A 21,932-nucleotide genomic window follows, 5' to 3' on the forward strand; every position below is an offset into this window, starting at 1 on the left:
AAGTATTAATATAAAAAAACCATTCTATTAAAAGAATGGTTTTGTTAAAATTCTATTTTAATAGAGCTTACATTAAAGCCTCTAATTTATTTGATAACTGATCTTTAGGAACAACTCCAACAACTTTGTCAGCAACTTCTCCGTTCTTAAAGTATAAAATTGTAGGGATATTTCTAATTCCAAATTCAGCAGCCGTATCAGGGTTGTTGTCAACATCAACCTTACCAATAACAGCTTTTCCTTCGAATTCCTCAGCTAACGCTTCTACAGAAGGACCTACCATTCTACATGGACCACACCAAGCTGCCCAAAAATCAATCATTACAGGTAAATCTGTGTCTAAAATTTCTTTGATGTTGCCATCTGTAATTTCTAATGCCATAATTTTTTATTTGTAAATGTAAATTTAGTTATTATTTCTAATGTTTCTAATTCTAGCTATAAAGATAATTAATAATCTTATATAAATTTTTAAACCTAATTCAATGAGAAATTAATTAAATCAATATCACTCAGAGCATCTAGAAACTCTCTTTGAATGTCAACTTTTGTACCAAGTGCCTGTGCTTTAAAAGTTTTTCTCATTTCTTTGTCTCGTAAATTCACCGTTAATTTTTGATGTCCTTTATGCTCGGAAACAACTTTCATTAATTGTTGAAGTAAATCTTCATTTAAATCATTGATATCTAGGTTCAAAATTACTTCTCTGGCGTTTTTCTCAATTACTTCAGAAAGTAATTCTACATCTTTAATATTGACAAATATTTTCTTGCTCCATTTATTTTCGGATATCTCTAACCTGACAAGAACCATTTGATTGACATCTAAGAAAGGCCTTAACTTAAGATATTCTGCGCCAAACACTCTGAACTCATAACTATCTGTGTAGTCATTTAAAGTGATGATACCGAACTTACTACCATCTTTGTTAGAGGTGAATTCTTTGGCATCTGTAATTATGGCACCTACTTTTACACTTTTGTTAACCATTCTTTTTAGATCACCATTTAAACGGTTGAGTTCGAAATTGGTAAAAAACTTAATTTCATTTTTAAACTTATCTAAGGGATGTGCCGAAATATAAACTCCAACCACTTCCTTTTCTTTATTCAGGGCATAAACCTCTGGCCATTTTTGACAGAATGGCACTTCTGGAGATTGAATTGTGTCTTGCATGGTTTCTTCCCCAAATAATGAAATTTGATTTTCATTTCCTCCTTTTTGTGTGGCTTGACCAAATTTTACGATTTTCTCTAAAACAGTCACACCATTTTCGTCTTCGAAGAAATATTGACCACGATGATATTTATCCACTTCGTCAAATGCTCCTGCAAGAATTAGATTCTCTAAGGTTCTCTTATTTACCTGGCTTAAATCAACTCGTTTAACAAAATCAAAAATACTTTCGAATCTTCCGTTTTCTCTTCTTTCCTGAACAATAGATTCTACTGCACCAGCACCAACTCCTTTTACAGCAGCCAATCCGAAACGAATCGCTCCCTGTTTGTTAACATTAAAAAATAAATTACTCTCATTCACATCAGGACTTAATACAGGAATTTCCAAGCGGTTACATTCCTCCATAAAGAAAGATATCTGCTTGATATTATTCATGTTATTACTCAATACAGCCGCCATAAACTCCGCTGGATAATGAGCTTTTAAATAAGCAGTTTGAAAGGCTACATAAGCATAACAAGTCGAGTGAGATTTATTGAAAGCATATTGCGTAAATGCAATCCAGTCCTTCCAAATTTTATCTAATACTTTCTCTGGATGGCCGTTTTCTTTTGCTTGTTTCTTGAATTTAGGTTCAAGTTCAGCCAGTGGACCTAATAGCTTTTTACCCATCGCTTTACGCAATGAATCGGCTTCACCTTTAGTAAAGTTGGCCAACTTCTGCGAAAGCAACATTACTTGCTCCTGATAAACGGTAATTCCATAAGTTTCAGATAGATATTCTTCCATTTCTGGTAAGTCATACTGAATCTCCTCACGACCATGTTTCCTGTCAATAAAGTTCGGGATATAGGCCATAGGACCTGGACGGTATAAAGCGTTCATCGCAATTAAGTCATCAAACTTATCGGGTTTTAATAACTTAAGGTTACTCTGCATCCCAGGTGACTCATATTGGAACACTCCAGTAGTTTTTCCTTTTTGGAAAATCTCTTGATAGGTTTTTGGGTCATCTAATGGGAAATCGTCTGGAATCAATTCAACACCTGAAGTTTCTTTAATTAGTTCCACCGCATCCATAATAATGGTTAGCGTTTTTAGACCTAAGAAATCCATTTTCAATAATCCTGCGTTTTCCACAACAGAGTTATCGAACTGAGTTACAATTTGATTTTCAGATTTTTCTTTAGAATCTCCACTTTTCTCCTTAGCAACAGCCACCGGAATTAACTCTCTAATATCGGTAGGCGTAATAATTACACCACAAGCATGTACACCAGTATTTCTAATACTTCCTTCAATTACTTTGGCTTGCTGAATAATTCTAGATTCCTCGGTGTTGTCTTTGTAGATTTTAATTAAATCCATTACATCACCAATCTGATCGTTATTGAATTTTTTCTTTACTTCGTTTTCATCCAAATCTAACATCTTGTTTAATTTGGCGTGAACTTTCTTGGCGATTCTATCCGTGTCGGATAAAGGTAAATCCAACACACGACCGGTATCTCTAACAGCAGATTTTCCGGCCATCGTACCATATGTAATAATTTGAGCTACCTGAGAGCTTCCGTATTTATCCACTACCCATTGAATAATAACATCACGACCACGGTCATCAAAGTCAATATCGATATCGGGAAGTGAAACCCTATCTGGATTTAAGAAACGCTCAAATAGTAAGTCATATTTAATAGGGTCAATATTGGTAATCCCAACACAATAAGCCACGGCAGAACCAGCAGCAGAACCACGACCCGGACCAACAGAAACGCCCATTTTTCTAGCTTGTGAGGTAAAGTCTTGTACAATTAAGAAATAACCAGGATATCCCGTTTTTTCAATGGTTTCAAGTTCGAAATCTAGTCTTTCAGAAATTTCTGGCGTAATTTCTCCATAGCGTGCTTTGGCACCTTCATAAGTTAAATGGCGTAAATAATTATTTTCACCTCTTACACCGCCATCAACTTCATCTTGTGAATCTTTAAATTCATCTGGAATATCGAATTTAGGAAGTAATACTTCATGTTGAAGTGTATATGGTTCAAACTTTTTAATAAAGTCCTCAAAATTACTAATGGATTCTGGGATGTCTTCAAAAAGCTTCTCCATTTGAGCTTGAGACTTAAAGTAAAACTCATTATTAGGGAAACCAAACCTGAAATCTCTACCTCTTCCGATAGGTGTATATTGTTTTTCACCATCACGAACACATAATAAAATATCGTGTGCTTCTGATTCAGATTGATCTAGGTAAAATGTATTGTTCTGCGCTAATACTTTAACATCGTGCTTACGCGCAAATTCTAATAGGACATTGTTTACGTGATTTTCTTCCTCTAGTCCATGACGAATGAGCTCAACATAAAAATCTTCTCCAAAATGTTCTTTCCACCATAAAAATGCTTCTTCGGCTTGAGTTTCACCAACATTCAAGATTAAATTTGGAATTTCACTCGTTAATGCGCCAGTAGTGGCAATTAAATTTTCTTTAAACTTTAAAATCACCTCTTTACCAACACGCGGAAAGCCCATATAGTAACCGTCCGTGTAACCTGTTGAAGAGATTTTAGCTAAATTATGATATCCAGCCTTGTTTTTGGCCAATAGAACTTGTGTAAATCTTCGATCTGGATTGTCTTTGGTAAACTTCGTTTGTTGATATCTTTCAGAAACATAAACCTCACATCCAACTATAGGAATGATTGGGTTTTCTCTGTCTTTATTCAATTTTTCTGCTGCTGCAATAAAATGAAATGCACCCATCATATTCCCCATATCGGTCATTCCAACTGCAGGCATATTTTCTTTTATAGCACGTTCTACAAGTTCATCCACTTTAGTTGTAGCAGATAGAATAGAGAAGGAGCTATGGTTATGGAAATGGAAGAATGGTGAGTCAATATCAGACTTTAAATCTTCTTTTGATTCAAGATTTAAAGAAATATCAGTTTCTGCAAGACTATCAGCGATTTGAGTTCCTACCTCAATATCATAAGGTTGTATTACATCCGGAAAATGCTCTTTGAAAGCAGCATAATTTTCTGGTGTAAATTTAGTTAAGGAAAAAGGTATTACTTCTAATCTTACGAGTTCAAAGAAACAACGTGCGGTTGCATTAACATCGGCTGCTGCGTTGTGGGCTTCATCGAAAGGAGTTCCAAAAAGTTTGTTGTGTAATTCTGAAAGCGTTGGCCATTTATATCCACCACCTCGTCCTCCAGGAATCTGACAGTAATTGGTACCTTCATCTTTGGTATCGATGATAGGAAGACTTGTTAGATTCTCGGTAGGTAAATCTTTCCTAAACATTTCTGCACCCGCAATATTGATATCAAATTCAATATTGTGACCAATGATGATGGTATCTGGCGTAAGATGACTTTCGAATTTATTGATGATTTCAACCAAATCTTCACCTTCTGCAATAGCTTTTTCGGTGGAAATACCATGAATCTTTGCCGCATTAAAAGGAATGGTGTATCCTTCGGGTTTAATTATATGGTTGTGGTTTTCTATCAGCCTACCTTGTTCATCGTGAATTTGCCATGCCAATTGTACCATTCTTGGCCAGTTTTCACTGTCTGATAAAGGAGCATTAAAATTCTTAGGTAATCCAGTTGTCTCAGTATCAAAAATTAGGTAACGCATAGTATTGTTAGTAGGTAAGGAGTGGTTATTAATGGGTGTGATTTTAATTTAAAAATTGCAACTAAAGTTAATCAATTAAATTTAAAATTGGGGGCAACCAATTCTTCAATCTAATTAAGAAATAGTTGAATATTATTATGTGTAATAAAAAAAGGAAAACTCTAAAAAGAGCGATTTATTTAATTATTAAAGCCTAAAAAATGCAAACCCATCCAAAAACTTGAATGGATTTGCATTGAAGTTTAATGTTTTATTTTTGAATACCTAATACCTTCAAACCGTTTACGGTAGCGATATCAGATAATTTTTCTACATCGTAGTAGTGGCAAGATTCTAACATTACTCTTAACTCAGTCCATAAATCTCCATCAGAGAATGGCTTGTAAATATCGTTGATGTTGTCTGTACCAAACGCAACATTAATTCCATGAGGAATCATTTCGTCAACTGGCGTTACAGAGTTATGACTTGGAGCTAATCTTTCTGTACGATTATGATCAATCCATGCAGTAGGACAAGAAATAACATGTAAATCTGCCTCTTTCATTAGATCATATAACTCGTATCTATATTTTTTTGGATGAGCAGCAACTGAAATAGAGTGAACAGCTGTCACTTTTCCTTGCATTCCGTGCTCAATAGTTTTACGTGCTAATAACTCAGTTTCTTTTTCTTCGTCTGTGTTAAACTGATCCACGTGAACGTGAACTAATTTACCTTTGTTTTTAGCTGTTTCCATCAAGATGTCTAAGTGCTCTTCTTCTTGACCAAAGTCTTTAGCTGGTAAACCACCAATAATGTCAACAAAGTCAGAAGATAAATCGAACCACTCTTTTGCTTTTGGATCGATTACTCCTTTCAATACTTGGTTCGCAAAACGAATCTCGATGTCTGAACCAAAGTCTTCTTTAATTCTTCTTGCTGCAATCATACTTTTGTCTTCCATTACGTCGTCAACGTCGATGAAAGTACCTACAGCTTGCGCGCCTTGACTTAGGAAAAGCTCAATTGCTCTCGCCATACGGTCATAAATAGTCTGAACTGAAGAGTTTTTCTTCATTTCATCAACTAAATGCCATTTTTCTTTTAAGTAAGAATTGGTGAAAGAGAAGGTGTCTTGCTGAAGTGAAAACGCTCTGTCTAAGTGTGCGTGACAATTCACCCAACCGCCTTTTTCTTTAATTCGTTGGATTACTGCTTCTTGTGGATTAAAATAATGTAAATCGCTCATATTATGCTTTGAAATTAAAATCAACCAAATTTACGGCTTTGTATCTGTTTAGAAAAATTAGTTGGAACTATTATTTAACCCGTTTTCAACAAAGAATTAATAGTTTAATTCTCAACGCTTTTCTGAAAAGTAGGCTTCTTAATTGTCAGAATGTACTTAAAAGCGATTTTACCAATTGATAAGTTTAGATTTAGCTGAAAATCACCTTAGCTCAATTCTACGCTGAGAACTGGTCCATTTTTGAATAAAATTTTATATAAATCTGAAACAAAACAATGTTAAACTTAAGTTAAATTTGTTACTCATAAGGTACTTTGTTTTGCAAAGTACTGTCTATTGTTTGTATGTTTGCATTAGATAGTTCTATATAGCTATTGAAATAAGTTTAAATAACCATTAAAAATTCAATTCATGAATGCAGAAAAAGCTAAAATACAGATGAGAAAAGGCATCTTAGAGCTTTGCATTTTGAGTATCATCAAACGAGGAGATTTGTATGCATCTGATATAATAGAGGAGCTAAAATCTGCAGAGATGATTGTGGTAGAAGGGACATTGTACCCTTTGCTCACCCGACTTAAAAATGCCGATTTACTCAATTACAGATGGGAAGAATCCACTTCTGGACCGCCTAGAAAGTACTATTCTCTGACCGAAAAAGGTCAAGATTTTTTAAATGATTTAAAACACACTTGGAATCAACTACAAAACACCGTTAACCAAATAACTCAAGAAAATGGATAAGACATATAACATAAGTTTAGGAGGCTTTGCTTTTATGATTGACGAAGTAGCCTACAACATTCTTAAAAAATATTTAAGTGACATTAAAGTCTCTTTGCGTAATTCGCCAGGGGTTGACGAAATCATTTATGATGTAGAATATAGAATGGCCGAATTATTAAGAGAAAAAATGATGGGACGCGAGGTTGTGAATCCATCTGATGTATCTTATCTCGTAGAAACCATGGGGCAACCTGAGGATTTTTATAACGAAGAATTTTTAGATGATGAGCCAAGCGCAAGTTCTGGAGGGAGAACCTATACCAAACCCGGAATTGGTGTCAAAAAACTGTTTCGTGATCCGGATGATAAAATGTTGGGTGGAGTATGCTCTGGTATTGCACATTACATAGGCGTAGATGCTGTTTGGGTAAGGTTATTCTTGGTGTTAATGCCATTCTTAGATTTTATTTTTCTTGGAGTTTCAACTGGAATGTTAATTTTCACCTACATTATATTATGGTTGATTATTCCGTTGGCAAAAACTACCTCTGACAAATTACAGATGCGTGGAGAGCCTGTTAACGTAGATTCGATTAAGGATTTTTTTGGCAACAGCCCGGAAAGCATTCGTGAGAATGTAAAAGAATTTGGAAATGATGCTCGCCGGGTGGCACAAAACTCTGGAAGTGTAATTGGTGATGTTCTAAAGCTTCTTGTAAAGATTATGGCTGCTATATTTATATTCTTCTTGTTTATGATAGCGCTTACTTTGTTAATAGCTTTTATGGTTGCCATATTTGGAATTGGGATTGCTGGTTTTAGTTTAAATTCGTATTTACCTTATCTGTTTGAAGGAAGTTGGGAGCAAATTGTTGCCTATATAAGTTTTGCTTTGGTGATGATCATTCCAGCCGTAGTATTGGTTTTAATTGCCGTAAGATTAATTTCTTCGCGATATAAAGTGCCTAGATTCATTGCTTTCACGTTACCTACTTTATGGATACTTGGTGTATTCGGTTTAATTGGGGTTAGTGTTTATACTTTGACAGAATTTCAACGTACAAGTTCTATCACAGAGACTGTAAATATTCCAACCAATGCTAATACGATTATCGTTCAGCGTGATGATGATTATGGTGACTTCGATTTTGATGATACTTTTCAAATAAAAGATGGACATTTTGCGGTGCCAGTGGATGATGATTTAACTTTGAAAAAGTCTACTACAGGTCATGCTTATGTTGAATTAAAGATTTCGGGTAAAGGAAGAACTGAAGCTAGGGCTGCTAATAATTTAAAAGGAGCTAATTACAATTATACAGTTGAAGATAGTTTAATTAGATTGGATAATTTCTTATTCTTAAAAGAAGGGCAACGTTGGAGAAAGCAAGATGTAAAAACTACTTTATTCTTACCAGAAGGAAAGAACGTTATCTTTAGAAATGTCGATGATGTAGAGAGTTACGAAAATGGAAGTTATACATGGCATGATGTAGATTCGGAAAATATTTATACCTTTGAGAATAACTTATTGAAGTGTATAAATTGTCCGGGTAAAACCAATTTAGACAAGTCCAACAATTTGAATTCCGAAAGGGAGTTAAAAATTAAAAGTGGTGAAGACTCAATAATTATAAAAACCAATAAAAATGATACAAGTAATCTTATTATTTCTAGCGAAGCTGATTCAATTGTTGATTGATATCATCGTTTAAATAAGGACTAACATATAAAAATAACTGCTTATTCTCTTAGAGGATAGGCAGTTTTGTTTTTTTAATGTTAGCAATTAAATTGCTTAGGTATTCATATCAAATCTCAGTAAGCAAAAGAATCTTAAATCGATTATATTTGCTTAATTGTCAAATTGAATAATAAAAATAAACATAATGGGAAAAATAAACTGGAAGGAGGTCGAAGGTTTCGACTTTACAGATATTACGTATAAAAAATGTGATGGAGTAGCACGTATTGCCTTTAATCGTCCGGAAGTAAGAAACGCTTTCCGTCCTAAAACTACCTCTGAATTATTGAGAGCATTTCATGATGCCCAAGAAGATACATCTGTAGGAGTGGTTTTATTAAGTTCAGAAGGACCATCGCCAAAAGATGGAGGTTGGGCTTTTTGTAGTGGAGGAGATCAAGCCGCTCGAGGTAAAGAAGGATATGTTGGTGAAGATGGTTATCATAGACTGAATATCCTAGAGGTTCAGCGTTTGATTAGATTTATGCCGAAGGCAGTTATTTGTGTTGTCAATGGATGGGCAGTAGGAGGAGGACATAGTTTACACGTAGTTTGTGATATGACTTTAGCTAGTAAAGAACATGCTATTTTTAAGCAAACGGATGCTGATGTAACGAGCTTTGATGGAGGTTATGGATCTGCTTATTTAGCAAAAATGGTTGGTCAGAAAAAAGCGAGAGAAATATTCTTTTTAGGTAGAAATTATTCTGCTCAAGAAGCTTATGAAATGGGAATGGTAAATGCTGTAGTTCCTCATGATGAATTAGAAGAAACTGCTTTTGAATGGGCTCAAGAAGTCTTAGCTAAATCACCAATTTCAATTAAAATGTTGAAGTTTGCTATGAACCTAACAGATGATGGTATGGTAGGACAACAAGTTTTTGCTGGAGAAGCTACAAGATTAGCTTACATGACAGATGAAGCAGTGGAAGGAAGAAACGCATTTTTAGAAAAACGTAAGCCTAATTTTGAGAAAAAATGGATTCCATAGACCTTAAAAATTGAATCTTATAATTAAATAACTGTTTTGCTAACTGTTAATAAGTTGTGTTGAGTAAAAGAATTTTTATTTTAATCAACTGTATATCATTTAATTAATATTTATTAACAATTGTTTATAAATGATGTTGATAAGTGGTTTAAATCTTTGAGCAACAATTATTTGTAGGAATCAAATTCTTGATCTATATTTGTTATACAATCAATTCAAGATATGACTTGATTGCAGAGGAGTTCTTAGACATACATTTTGTTAAAACAAAATACCAAATAATTTTCGAGCATATGATTTTTTTAAATCTTGCGCTCAGTAATTCAAATGAGTGGAGTTAGAAAACTAACAAGTTTTAATTTCGAGTTGAATTTAATTATCGTCATCAATTAGTTTTGATAGAAATAATACAAAACGAATTCAGCAATCTCACACTAGGTTTGTAGTATAAAAGGAAAATTGAATTTTATTTAAACATCTTTTTTATAGCATTTAATCAAGTTTGTAATTAATGTAAGAAGCGATATACTCAGAAGAAAATTATTTATTCTATGACTAAGTAACAATTCTATAATGAAAGCCTCATAACTGCGTACGATGTACAACGTTAGGAGGCTTTCTCATTTTATTTAAAATCTATATAAATCTTTCATTTTATAGGTGTTAATAAGTGAAATGTTACACAGAATTTTGTTAATTTGCATTCTTAAATTTTAATTCATGGATTTTAAATTAACAGAAGAGCAGCAAATGATTAAGCAAGCAGCTCGTGATTTTGCACAAACTGACTGCTTACCAGGCGTTATAGAAAGAGATGATCAACAGAAATTCCCTCAGGACCAAATCAAGAAAATGGGTGAGTTAGGATTCATGGGGATGATGGTGAGCCCAGAATACGGTGGAAGTGGTATGGATACCTTGTCTTACGTATTGGCAATGGAGGAAATCTCTAAAATTGACGCATCATGTTCAGTTGCTATGTCAGTAAATAACTCACTTGTTTGTTGGGGATTGGAGAAATTCGGTACCGAAGAACAAAAGCAGAAATATTTAAAACCATTAGCTTCAGGTGAGAAAATTGGAGCATTCTGTTTATCTGAGCCAGAAGCTGGTTCTGATGCTACTTCTCAAAGAACTACAGCAGAGGATAAGGGTGATTACTATTTATTAAACGGTACTAAAAACTGGATTACTAATGGTAACTCAGCTTCTATTTATTTAGTAATTGCACAAACAGATCCAGAAAAAGGACACAGAGGAATCAATGCTTTAATCGTTGAGAAAGGTATGGATGGTTTCGTTGTGGGTAAAAAAGAGGATAAATTAGGAATTAGAGGTTCAGATACACATTCATTAATGTTTACGGACGTTAAAGTTCCAAAAGAAAACAGAATTGGTGAGGATGGATTTGGATTCAAATTCGCAATGAAAACTTTATCTGGTGGACGAATTGGTATCGCTGCCCAAGCTTTAGGTATTGCTGCAGGAGCTTATGAATTAGCTTTAAAATATGCACAAGAAAGAAAAGCATTTGGTAAAGAAATCATGCGTCACCAAGCTATCGCATTTAAATTAGCAGATATGCACACCGAAATTGAAGCAGCTAGAATGTTGGTTTACCGTGCCGCTTTAGATAAAGACAATGGAGAAAGTTTTGACTTGTCTAGTGCTATGGCTAAATTAAAAGCATCTCAAGTAGCTATGGACGTTACTGTTGAAGCTGTTCAAATTCACGGTGGTTATGGATACGTAAAAGAATACCACGTAGAAAGATTGATGCGTGATGCTAAAATTACACAGATCTACGAAGGAACTTCTGAAATTCAGAAAATTGTAATTTCTAGAGCTATCGCTGATTAATTAAATTACATTCCAATATAAATTAAAAAGACACCTAATTCAGGTGTCTTTTTTTATTTAATCTTTTTGAATTGTCTTTAAGCAAAGAATAATAAGTAGTATTATCCTCAAATAAAGATATTACTTAACATTAACCTCTAGTAATTTTTTTCCTTCTAAACTTCCTATCAATACATCACCTGAGTTAACTTTCCCTACACCTTTAGGCGTTCCTGTGAAAATTAAATCTCCTTTTTCTAAAGTAAAGTATTGTGATGCATGAGCTATAATTTGATGGAAATTAAAAAGCATATTTTTTGAGTTTCCAGCTTGTTTTAATTCTTCATTCTGATGGAGTTCAAATTGAATTTCCTGCTTGTTTTTAAGCTCATTCAACGAAACAAAATCGGATACCGCGGCAGATGCATCAAATGCTTTAGCTTTTTCCCAGGGAAGTCCTTTTTCCTTTAGTTTAGATTGAACATCTCTAGCTGTAAAGTCAATGCCTAAACCAATTTCATTAAAATAATACTGTGCATCTTCTTCAGATATTTTCTTACCTGTTTTAGAGATTTTAAGCACTAATTCCAATTCAAAATGAATATCCTCGCTAAAAGATGGAAGTTCAATTGAAGAGCTTGTATTAAGCGACGTTGATGGCTTTATAAATAGAACAGGTTCTTCAGGAATTGCATTTCCTAATTCCTTGGCATGTTCTGTATAATTTCTTCCGATGCAAATAATTTTCATAGGATAAAGATAGGTTTTAAGCTTGATTTATTCATTAGGCTAAATTAAAAATTCCACTTTCTCTGATGAAAAAGTGGAATCTATATTTTTAAAATTCAATCTAGAAGTTTAGTTAATGTCTTTCTTGGTTTCGTTCCAAAGAGCATCTTGTTCAGCTAAGCTTAGCTCATTAAAAACAAGATTTCTTTCTTTCGAAAGTTCTTCCATTTTCTGAAAGCGCTTAATGAATTTTTGATTTGTTCTTTCTAATGCATTTTCAGGATTGATACCGATATATCTGGCGTAATTAATCAATGAGAAAAATACATCTCCCATTTCTTTTTCCATTAAATCGGAGTCCTTTTCAGCTTCAAATTCAGAAATTTCTTCTTTTACTTTAGCTAAAACATCCTCTACATTATCAAATTCAAATCCAACGCCTTTGGCTTTCTCTTGCATTCTAAACGCTTTAACCATAGCTGGTAAACCTTTGGGAACACCTTCTAGAACAGATTTCTTTCCTTCTTTCAGTTTTAGTTTTTCCCAATTACGTTTTACTTCATCTTCATCGGCCACTTCCACATCTGAATAGATATGAGGATGACGATGAATCAATTTTTCGCAAACGGAATTTAAAACGTCAGCAATATCAAAAGCTTTCTTCTCAGAACCGATTTTACTATAGAAGACAAGATGTAAGAAAACGTCGCCTAATTCCTTTTTAACCTCTTCTAAATCTTCATCAAGAATAGCATCGCCCAATTCATAGACTTCTTCTATGGTAAGATGACGAAGACTTTCCATGGTTTGTTTTCTATCCCACGGACATTGCTCACGCAATTCGTCCATAATCGTCAACAATCTATCAAATGCCTGTAATTGGGCTTCGCGTGAATTCATTTATTCCTCTTCTTCAGATGCAACTGTTTCTTCCTCAGTACTTTCTAACATATTATTTCTATGTAAGATGTTGTACCATTGGAAAAGTTTTTTCAAATCTGATTTGTAAACTCTATCCTCGTCATAATCTGGAAGAACTTCAGACATATAAGCTCTCAACTCAGCTTCAGAAGACTTGTGATTAATTGCTTGACCACCGTTTTCTTTATCATAGATTTTTTGGAAAACTTCTACTAAAGGAACTTCCTCGTTTAAAGTATAAATAGCAATGTTATTCAATAAACTCACGTTCGCAGAAGCTGGAACCGCAGTTTTCTTATTGTTATCTAGGTTTTCTGCAATAAAACCATTAGCTGCTTGGGTAACTAGGGTAAATAAGCCCGGTTTACCGGAAATCGAAATTACTTTATCTATATTCATATTATTCTTTAATTCTTATTTTGGAAATCTCATTTTATAATCAACACTTACATCGCCGGTTGAAATATTTTTAAGTTTCTTTTTAATTAATCTCTTTTTAAAAACGCTTAAATAATCGGTAAATAGTATACCATCTATATGATCGTATTCATGCTGAATAACACGAGCTGGCAATCCTGTAAAAGTAGTGGTATGCTTTTCAAAGTTTTCATCATAGTACTCCAAAGTCACGTTTTCTAATCTAGAAACATCTTCTCTAACACCAGGAATACTCAGGCATCCTTCGTTGAATTTCCAAGACTCACCTGTTTCTTCAACAACTTTGGCATTAATAAATACTTTTTTGAAATCTTTAAGCTCAGCAATTAATTCCTCGTCTTCTTCATCTTCCGCAAAAGGTGAAACATCAACAATAAAAAGTCGGATAGGTAAACCAATTTGAGGAGCTGCCAAACCAACACCGTGAGATGCATACATGGTTTCGAACATATTTTCTAATAGAGTATCCAATTCAGGATAATCCTTATCTATGTCCTTGCACATGGCTCGTAAAACCGGGTCGCCATAAGCGCGAACTGGTAATATCATAGGCTAAAAAATTTAGGGCTCAAAGTTAAACAATTTTTGATGAATAGAAATATTCTAACGGAATTAGAAGCAAATTGTTTTATGATAGACTAGATTCTTAATTTAAAGCTCAAAATAAAATAATTAAAGCCAATTTAGGAAGACCGATCCATGAATTGTTGAAGAATTAAGGTGGCACTTACACGGTCAATTAAACCTTTTTCGCGACGTTTTTTCTTTTTTGTACCTGCTGCGAAAATAGCTTCAGATGCTCGAATAGAGGTGTAGCTTTCGTCTTCTCTATGAATCTCAATATTAGGATATTTCTTAGTGAATTTTTTAATAAACTTTTGAATATCTTCTTCAATTTCGCCAGGCACCCCATGGGCTCTCATAGGCAAACCAACCACCACATCCTTAACGTCATTTTCTGCTAAGTACTTCTCTAAATATTTGTTTAATTCCTTGGTTGCAACTGTTTCTAAAGCTGACGCAATTATCTGCATAGGATCAGTTTCTGCTAATCCTGTTCGTACTTTACCGTAATCTATTGCAAGAATCTTTGACATATTATTTTAAGTAAATAAGGGTTATGATTTACTTAAAAATACATAACCCTAGGTTTATTCTGGGAGACTGAAAATGTCTCTCCTGATTTAATTTTATACAATCTCTGCGCTTAAGCCTCTATCCAATAATGCTTCGCATTTTGGTTTTAAATCCTTAAGATCACCAGATTTAACATCGCATTTACCGTTATAGTGTACTATCATTGCACATTGTTCGGCTTGCATAGGGACATGATCACAAATATCGATTAGGCATTTAATTACCCAATCAAATGTATTCACATCATCATTATGCAAAATAATCTGATGCTTAATTGTTTCTTCTTCTAAAACAAGTACCTCTTCTTTTTCCTTGATTTTAGTCTGAAAATGAATTGATTCTTCCTTTAAATATTTCATAATTATAATCTTACTGACTACTTTAAAATCAATTTAATAATTAAATTTTAAAGCTATCCACTCATTTCTTATTCTTTTAGCCTCAAAAGTTAAGCCATATTTCTCGGTTTCTTTTCTGATATCATCTTCATCAAAATTATATAAACCACTCAAAAACAGCGTTCCACCTTTCTTTAATTGATTTACATAAAATGGCATATCCTCAATTAAAACATTCTTGTTGATATTGGCTAAAATAATATCATACTCTGTAGAAGATGGAATAGACTCAGCACCACCTTTCATCACTTGAATATCAACCTTATTACGCTCTGCATTTTCAATAGCGTTTTCGTACGACCATTCATCGATATCAATGGCATCAACGGATTTGGCTCCTCTCATTTTAGCTAAAATCCCCAAAATCCCAGTTCCAGTTCCCATATCGAGAACCACTTTATCATCAAATTCTGTATCTAGAATAAATTCTATTAATAAATGAGTTGTTTCGTGATGCCCTGTACCAAAAGACATTTTGGGTTGAATCACAATGTCATATTTAACGTTCGGTTTCTCTTCATGAAACTCGGCTCTAATATAGCATCGATCATCTACAGAAATCGGTTGAAAGTTTTTCTCCCATTCCTCATTCCAATTCACCTGCTGAATGTTTTGCTTCTCGTAGGTGATTTGTGCACCTTCCATTTCTCCAATTTGTTCTTGGACAAATTCCTCGTCGTCGAAATCTCTTTTTATGTAGCCTTTTAGACCTGTGTCATTTTCTTCAAATGAATCAAATTCAATCTGGGAAAGTTTGGCTAATAATATCTCCGACCATGGAGTAGGAGGTGAAATAGTAAAATTATATTCTATGAAATCCATTGATTAATTTCTTTCTGCTGCGTGTATAATTGAAGTAAAGTCATCTAATTTAAGAGAAGCTCCACCGATTAATCCACCATCAATATCAGGTTGTGAGAATAAATCATCTGCATTACCAGAGTTTACACTACCACCATATAAAATTCTAACCTCGTTGGCTACGTCGGCTCCAAATAATGGCTCTAAAACTTCGTTTCTAATAAAGGCGTGCATCTCTTGAGCTTGACTTGGAGAAGCAGTTTGACCAGTTCCAATGGCCCATACTGGTTCATAAGCAATAATCTGGCGAACCATATCTTCAGGAGAAATATTTTTTAAAGCAACATCTAGTTGTTCTTTAACCACATTGTTTTGGTTTCCACTTTCTCTTTCTTCTCCGGTTTCTCCACAACAAACAATTGTTTTAATTCCTTTTTTGATAGCCATGGCAACTTTTTCACCAATTTGCTCATTAGTTTCGTGGAAATATTTACGTCTTTCTGAGTGACCAACAATGGTGTAGTGAACTCCAATGGAATTTAAAATACTTCCTGAGATTTCTCCGGTATATGCACCGTTTTCGAATTCAGAAATATTTTGAGCACCTACCGATGCATGTCCAATAAAAATATCATTAGCTCTATCTAAAAATGGGAAAGGAGGACAAACAATTACTTTAGACTCTGGTTTGTGTCTATTTACAAAGTTATTGATTCCAAGTAGAAGCGATTTAGCCTCATCCCAAGATAAGTTCATTTTCCAGTTACCTGCTACAATTTTTCTTCTCATAATATTAGAATTTGAAATAAAGTTAAGAAAATAAAGCCAATATCAACCAATGTTATTTAAGCTAATAGGGCAGAATTTAATATTTTAATTAGAGATTTAAACCGCTCTCATCATCTATCTTATTGATAGGCTCATTTTTAAAACTAGCTTCTGTTTTAGACTCAAACTTTGGTTCAATGATTTTCTTACGTTTTTTCTGTGCATAACCTAAGAAACCACCAATTAATAAACCTATTCCAGCGCCTAACATAGCTGCAATATAGAATTCTTTATAAGTATAATCCGGCTCTTGAATGATGTATAAAAACAAACCAATCGCTGTAAGGAGTAAACCAATGATAGATGAATAAGTCATAATTTTTATGTTTTAATTAAAAGATGAATTTAAGTTTCATGCTAATTAGAGTCTTTGTCTAATTACCTCATATAGAAATGCACCACAAGCCACAGATACGTTCAGCGATCCGATTTCACCATACATAGGTAACTTAGCTAAATTATCAGAAATCCTGATTAACTCATTTGAAACTCCGTCATCTTCACTACCCATTACAATGGCTGTCGGTAAACTAAAGTCCATGTCGTAAATGGTGTCGCTTGTTTTCTCAGATGCACAAGTGATAGAAATTCCCGAAAGTTGTAAAAATTTAATCGTTTCCTTCAATGATTTTACTTTACACACAGGAATTTGATAAAGTGCTCCCGCCGAAGTTTTTATAGCGTCTTCGTTAACAGAAGCAGAACCTTTCTCTGGAATAATGATAACATCTACACCCGTACACTCTGCGGTTCTAGCGATAGCTCCAAAATTACGAACATCGCTTACGCGGTCTAAAATTAAAATTAAAGGATTTTTACCTGCTTCGTAAATGCTTGGTAATACATTTTCAATTTTATAAAAATCAATTGGCGAAATAAAAGCAAATACACCTTGGTGATTTTTACCTGTTAATCGATTAAGTTTTTGTATTGGAACCTGTTGCATCGGAATTCCGTATTCCGTGGCTTTATCTAATAATTCATGGTATAGGTCGCCTTGCAATCCTTTCTGAATCATTAATTTATCTATGGTTTTTCCAGCTTCTATAGCTTCTAAAACAGGTCTAAGACCGAAAATTCTATCCTTCATGCGGTAAAATTACAATATTTGTACGGATTGATAGGAATCAAAAATTTTAATACACTCTTTAGCCTCCTTAACATCGTGAACACGCAAAATTTTAGCGCCATGTTGCAAAGCCAACATATTGACAGCGGTAGTTCCATTGAGCGCATCTTTTGGGTTTACGCCTAAGGTCTTGCAAATCATTGATTTTCTAGAGACTCCTGCCAAGATAGGGTAGTCATTAAAGCCTAATAATTCTTGATTTCTTAGTAATTCAAAGTTATGTTCTAAAGATTTTCCAAATCCATATCCAGGATCTAAAATGATATCATTTATATGCAGCTCTTTTAATGTTTTAATTTTCTCAGCAAAAAATAAATTAATCTCTGTTATGATGTTATCATAGTGCGGCTCGGCTTGCATATCTTTTGGCATTCCTTGCATGTGCATCAGGATATAGGGAACCTTTAGTTCAGCGACTGTTTTAAACAACTCATCATCAATTCTTCCAGCTGAAATATCATTGATGATAGCAGCTCCCATTTCCACACCATGTTGAGCAACTTTGCTGTAAAATGTATCCAATGAAACAATGAGCTCTGGAAAATTTTTAAGAATTAAATCTAAAAAAGGTTCAACCCTCTGTAATTCTTCGTCAGCGGAAATAACTTCTGATCCTGGTTTCGTGGTTTGTCCGCCAATATCCAAGATATCCAAACCATCCTCAAGCATTTGCTCAACCGTTTTCAGAATATTGTCTTGGTTTTGGTGTTTACCACCATCAAAGAAAGAGTCGGGGGTAAGATTAAGAATACCCATCACTTTTGGAGAGCTTAAATCGAGTAATTTACCTTTACAGTTGATAGTCATGCGTGGAATCTTGTTTGTTTTATTATTTTTGTAGATTAATCACTAAAATCGTTACCAAAAACGAGTGCATTGCGAAAATATGGAAAAAACATTACACCAATATGACGAAGTAATAAAAGAATGTCGAGAGTTGTTTGCAAATAAATTGCAAGATTATGGAACAGCTTGGAGGATTCTTAGATTATCGTCTGTAACGGATCAAATTTATATTAAGGCCAACCGAATTAGAAGTATTCAGGAGAATGAAGTTAAGAAAGTTGACGAAGGTGAAAAAAGTGAATTCATTGGTATTCTTAATTACTCTATTATTGCATTGATTCAATTAGAGTTAGGTGTTGTTGATTCTCCAGATTTAGAAAATGAGAAAGCCTTAGAATTATATGATGTTCAGGCTAAGGAGGCTAGGGATTTAATGGAAAGAAAGAATCACGATTATGGTGAGGCTTGGCGTGATATGCGAGTTTCGTCTATTACAGATTTAATTTTACAAAAGATTTTAAGAATAAAGCAAATTGAGGACAACCAAGGAAAGACTTTGGTTTCAGAAGGTTTAAAGGCAAATTATTTAGATATGTTGAATTATGCTGTCTTTTCTTTAATTCATATTGCAGAACAAGATTCAAATCAATAATTATGAAGTATTTAATTTTACTTTTACGTTGGGTAGTAGGTGTGCTATTCATTTTTTCTGGCTTAGTTAAAACCATTGATCCTATTGGGTTCTCTATTAAATTAGAAGAGTATTTTTCTGCTTCTGTTTTTAATATGCCTTTTTTAGAAGCATATGCTTTACCCATTGCAACATTCTTCGTGATATTTGAAATTGTTTTAGGAGTTCTTTTAATCTTGGGAATTTATAGAAAATTCACTTTATGGAGCTTACTAGGTTTGATCATATTCTTCACCTTTTTAACTTTCTATTCGGCGTACTTTAATAAAGTAACTGACTGTGGATGTTTTGGAGATGCAATTTCGTTAGAGCCTTGGGAATCATTTACTAAGGATGTGATACTTCTAGTTTTAATTTTAATACTTTGGGCAGGTAGAAAACACATAAAACCAATGTTGGCTAAGCCTCTTGGAAAATATGTTACGGCAGCTGCTTTGATTGCCTCTATATTTATTGCCTACCAAGGAATCTTCCATTTACCTATTAAAGATTTTAGAGCCTATGCGGTTGGAAATAATATTACCGAAGGAATGAAATCAGCGGAAGAATTAGGCTTAGAAACCACTCAAATTCAAATGATTTATCATCTTAGAAACAAATTGAATAAACAAAAGGTAAGATTAACCGAGGAGGAATATTTAGGAAATAAAAATTATTGGTCGGGTGGTACACCTTGGGAAATAGAAAAGACAGAAGATAGAATTGTAAAAAAAGGTTATGAACCACCTATCTCTGATTTTATGATTGATTGCGGTGATGAGGGAGATAAAACCGAACATTATCTTGAAGTGGATAAATTAATGTTTGTAGTAACTTCAATTCCGGCAAAAGCATCTGAAAAAGGAACAGATAGAATCAATGCATTGGTTGATAATTTAAAAGGTAGCGATATAGATGTTTTAAGTTTATCACCTTATGCTATTGAAACTAATGGTGTTCCAAACTGTTTTATGGACCCAGTGACATTGAAAACCATGATTCGTGCAAATCCTGGAATTTTATTACTTAAAAAGGGAACTGTGGTTGGAAAATATAACTGGAATGATATTCCAAATGCTGCAGAAGTTCAAAAAATATTGAATTGATAAATTATATTCTAGGTAGAATCGGTTATGGCTTTCTCACTCTTCTTGGGGTGATTACGGTAATTTTCATTTTGTTTAATGTCATGCAAGGAGATCCTGCAAGAATGATGTTAGACCAAAATGAAGATCCAGCACAACTAGCTGCTATTCGTAAGTATTTAGGTTTAGATCAACCTATCATGACGCAGTATTTCTACTATTTAAATGATTTATCACCTATATCATTACATTCTCAGAATTCGGAGGATTACACTTATTTTAGTGAGAATAAGCACACCGGAAATAAGCTTTTTTCGGTAGGTGGATATGATTTAGCCTTAAAAGCACCTTATTTAAGAGAGTCATTTCAACAACAAGGGAAACCCGTATTACAAATCATAAAAGAAACCTTGCCTAATACCATGTTATTAGCGTTTTTTGCTATTATCATAGCCTTTGTATTAGGGATTGTACTGGGAATTGTTTCAGCTTTAAATAAAGGAGGTTGGATTGATAAATTCCTATTGGTGATAACTTCTATTGGAATGAGTTTGCCATCATTTTTCTCTGCGATTTTAATGGCTTGGTTTTTTGCCTATGTCTTAGCAGATTGGACGCATCTGAATATGACCGGAAGTTTATACGAAGTAGATGACTATGGAATCGGAAAGCATTTAACGCTTAAAAATTTAATTTTACCTTCATTAACTCTAGGTATTCGTCCATTGGCTGTTATCACACAATTGACAAGAAATTCCTTGTTAGAGATAATGAGCAAAGATTACATTAGAACTGCTTTTGCTAAAGGATTGAGTAAACGCCAGGTGATTCAGAGACATGCTCTTAAAAACGCTTTAAACCCAGTAATTACAGCAGCATCAGGTTGGTTTGCTGGTATGTTAGCAGGAGCTGTATTTGTAGAGTTCATATTCGGCTGGAATGGTTTAGGGAAAGAAATCGTAAATGCTTTAAACACCTTAGATCAGCCGGTAATTATGGGCGCTGTATTGGTGATTGCCATTTCATTTATTATTATCAATATTTTGGTGGATATAATATATGGCTTTTTAGACCCGAGAGTAAGAAAATATTAGAGAATATTAGAAATAGAAAAAGCCGCAAAATTTGCGGCTTTTTTTATATCGGTTGATATTCTAAAATATCATTTTATCCTTTGTAACGAGCAAAACAATCTTTTACAATTTTGATTGCTTCTTCTTTAGTTCCCCAACCTTGTGTATCAACTTTCTTATCTTCTAAGTCTTTGTACACTCTAAAGAAGTGTTCGATTTCACTTAAAAGGTGTGGGTTAAGGTCTTCTAAAGAATTCATTTTATTCCAAACTGGATCACCTAAAGGTACACAAATTACTTTTTCGTCTGGACCTTTTTCATCCTCCATGTGGAACACTCCAATTGGTTTAACCTCGATAATACAACCTGGGAAAGTTGGTTCAGTTACTAAAACTAAAACGTCTAACGGGTCATCATCTAGGGCTAAGGTGTCTGGAATAAATCCATAATCCGCTGGATAGTGCATAGACGAGAAGATGGTTCTATCCAAACGGATTTTACCAGTTTCTTTGTCCATTTCGTATTTATTTCTACTACCCTTAGGGATTTCTACAATTACATCAAATTTCTCCATGT

General features: G+C 34.0%; 22 protein-coding genes. 7 read left to right on the forward strand and 15 right to left on the reverse strand.

The features are described 5' to 3' along the window. Positions 1–67 precede the first annotated feature (67 nt). From trxA to NLM59_RS09790, 3 genes are all read right to left on the reverse strand, one after another. Complete coding sequence (trxA, locus tag NLM59_RS09780) at positions 68–382, reverse strand: thioredoxin (RefSeq protein WP_304417598.1); 315 nt, start codon at positions 380–382, stop codon at positions 68–70. A gap of 95 nt (positions 383–477) precedes the next feature. Next, positions 478–4,830: a DNA polymerase III subunit alpha gene (gene dnaE / locus NLM59_RS09785; protein ID WP_304417599.1), complete on the reverse strand. Its 4,353-nt coding sequence runs from the start codon at positions 4,828–4,830 to the stop codon at positions 478–480. Positions 4,831–5,080: 250 nt separating this feature from the next. Further along, positions 5,081–6,061 (reverse strand): amidohydrolase family protein, encoded by a 981-nt coding sequence (locus NLM59_RS09790; RefSeq protein WP_304417600.1) that lies wholly within the window; start codon positions 6,059–6,061, stop codon positions 5,081–5,083. Between the two features lie 411 nt (positions 6,062–6,472). Here NLM59_RS09790 and NLM59_RS09795 point away from each other — a divergent pair, with 411 nt between their 5' ends. The 4 genes from NLM59_RS09795 to NLM59_RS09810 all read left to right on the forward strand — a co-directional run bounded on the left by NLM59_RS09795 (position 6,473) and on the right by NLM59_RS09810 (position 11,382). Continuing rightward, complete coding sequence (locus tag NLM59_RS09795; RefSeq protein WP_304417601.1) at positions 6,473–6,805, forward strand: PadR family transcriptional regulator; 333 nt, start codon at positions 6,473–6,475, stop codon at positions 6,803–6,805. Further along, positions 6,798–8,489, forward strand: coding sequence for a PspC domain-containing protein (locus NLM59_RS09800; protein ID WP_304417602.1), 1,692 nt, complete (start codon positions 6,798–6,800; stop codon positions 8,487–8,489). Before NLM59_RS09795 ends, NLM59_RS09800 begins: the two co-directional genes overlap by 8 nt. 187 nt (positions 8,490–8,676) lie before the next feature. Next, positions 8,677–9,522 (forward strand): 1,4-dihydroxy-2-naphthoyl-CoA synthase, encoded by an 846-nt coding sequence (locus NLM59_RS09805; protein WP_304417603.1) that lies wholly within the window; start codon positions 8,677–8,679, stop codon positions 9,520–9,522. A 720-nt stretch (positions 9,523–10,242) separates the two neighbouring features. Further along, entirely contained in the window at positions 10,243–11,382 is a 1,140-nt protein-coding gene (locus tag NLM59_RS09810) for an acyl-CoA dehydrogenase (RefSeq protein WP_304417604.1), read from the forward strand. 120 nt (positions 11,383–11,502) lie between these two features. On the opposite strand, the gene NLM59_RS09815 is transcribed toward NLM59_RS09810, so the two are convergent. The 11 genes from NLM59_RS09815 to folP form a co-directional block, all read right to left on the reverse strand. Further along, entirely contained in the window at positions 11,503–12,111 is a 609-nt protein-coding gene (locus tag NLM59_RS09815) for a fumarylacetoacetate hydrolase family protein (protein WP_304417605.1), read from the reverse strand. Positions 12,112–12,219: 108 nt separating this feature from the next. After that, the gene (gene mazG / locus NLM59_RS09820) at positions 12,220–12,990 is read right to left on the reverse strand and encodes a nucleoside triphosphate pyrophosphohydrolase (protein WP_304417606.1); all 771 of its coding nucleotides are present in this window, start codon (positions 12,988–12,990) and stop codon (positions 12,220–12,222) included. Beyond that, positions 12,991–13,410 (reverse strand): DUF5606 family protein, encoded by a 420-nt coding sequence (locus tag NLM59_RS09825; RefSeq protein ID WP_304417607.1) that lies wholly within the window; start codon positions 13,408–13,410, stop codon positions 12,991–12,993. A 15-nt stretch (positions 13,411–13,425) separates the two neighbouring features. Continuing rightward, the gene (gene def, locus NLM59_RS09830; protein WP_304417608.1) at positions 13,426–13,998 is read right to left on the reverse strand and encodes a peptide deformylase; all 573 of its coding nucleotides are present in this window, start codon (positions 13,996–13,998) and stop codon (positions 13,426–13,428) included. Between the two features lie 134 nt (positions 13,999–14,132). Then, a complete protein-coding gene (ruvX, locus tag NLM59_RS09835; RefSeq protein WP_304417609.1) occupies positions 14,133–14,546 on the reverse strand; it encodes a Holliday junction resolvase RuvX in 414 nt (137 codons plus the stop codon). 93 nt (positions 14,547–14,639) lie between these two features. Beyond that, positions 14,640–14,945, reverse strand: coding sequence for an ATP-dependent Clp protease adaptor ClpS (locus NLM59_RS09840; protein ID WP_304417610.1), 306 nt, complete (start codon positions 14,943–14,945; stop codon positions 14,640–14,642). Positions 14,946–14,978: 33 nt separating this feature from the next. Next, positions 14,979–15,806 (reverse strand): 50S ribosomal protein L11 methyltransferase, encoded by an 828-nt coding sequence (prmA, locus tag NLM59_RS09845; protein ID WP_304417611.1) that lies wholly within the window; start codon positions 15,804–15,806, stop codon positions 14,979–14,981. A 3-nt stretch (positions 15,807–15,809) separates the two neighbouring features. Then, on the reverse strand, positions 15,810–16,574 hold the full coding sequence (gene tpiA, locus NLM59_RS09850) for a triose-phosphate isomerase (protein ID WP_304417612.1): 765 nt from the start codon (positions 16,572–16,574) through the stop codon (positions 15,810–15,812). Positions 16,575–16,662: 88 nt separating this feature from the next. Then, entirely contained in the window at positions 16,663–16,929 is a 267-nt protein-coding gene (locus NLM59_RS09855) for a hypothetical protein (protein WP_304417613.1), read from the reverse strand. A 45-nt stretch (positions 16,930–16,974) separates the two neighbouring features. After that, entirely contained in the window at positions 16,975–17,703 is a 729-nt protein-coding gene (gene rlmB / locus NLM59_RS09860) for a 23S rRNA (guanosine(2251)-2'-O)-methyltransferase RlmB (protein ID WP_304417614.1), read from the reverse strand. A gap of 9 nt (positions 17,704–17,712) precedes the next feature. Continuing rightward, on the reverse strand, positions 17,713–18,549 hold the full coding sequence (gene folP / locus NLM59_RS09865; RefSeq protein ID WP_304417615.1) for a dihydropteroate synthase: 837 nt from the start codon (positions 18,547–18,549) through the stop codon (positions 17,713–17,715). A 79-nt stretch (positions 18,550–18,628) separates the two neighbouring features. Here folP and NLM59_RS09870 point away from each other — a divergent pair, with 79 nt between their 5' ends. The 3 genes from NLM59_RS09870 to NLM59_RS09880 are packed head-to-tail and all read left to right on the forward strand — an operon-like array spanning position 18,629 to position 21,377. Continuing rightward, complete coding sequence (locus tag NLM59_RS09870; protein WP_304417616.1) at positions 18,629–19,180, forward strand: DUF1599 domain-containing protein; 552 nt, start codon at positions 18,629–18,631, stop codon at positions 19,178–19,180. A 2-nt stretch (positions 19,181–19,182) separates the two neighbouring features. Further along, positions 19,183–20,304, forward strand: a complete 1,122-nt coding sequence (locus NLM59_RS09875; protein ID WP_304417617.1) for a BT_3928 family protein — start codon at positions 19,183–19,185, stop codon at positions 20,302–20,304. After that, on the forward strand, positions 20,301–21,377 hold the full coding sequence (locus NLM59_RS09880; RefSeq protein ID WP_304417618.1) for an ABC transporter permease: 1,077 nt from the start codon (positions 20,301–20,303) through the stop codon (positions 21,375–21,377). The genes NLM59_RS09875 and NLM59_RS09880 overlap by 4 nt, the downstream gene beginning before the upstream one ends. A 73-nt stretch (positions 21,378–21,450) precedes the next feature. Here the strand turns inward: NLM59_RS09880 and NLM59_RS09885 are convergent, their stop codons facing one another. Continuing rightward, complete coding sequence (locus NLM59_RS09885) at positions 21,451–21,930, reverse strand: inorganic diphosphatase (RefSeq protein ID WP_304417619.1); 480 nt, start codon at positions 21,928–21,930, stop codon at positions 21,451–21,453. Between the last annotated feature and the right edge of the window lie 2 nt (positions 21,931–21,932).

It is taken from the genome of Profundicola chukchiensis, from assembly GCF_029664245.1.
GTDB classification, from domain to species: domain Bacteria; phylum Bacteroidota; class Bacteroidia; order Flavobacteriales; family Weeksellaceae; genus Profundicola; species Profundicola chukchiensis.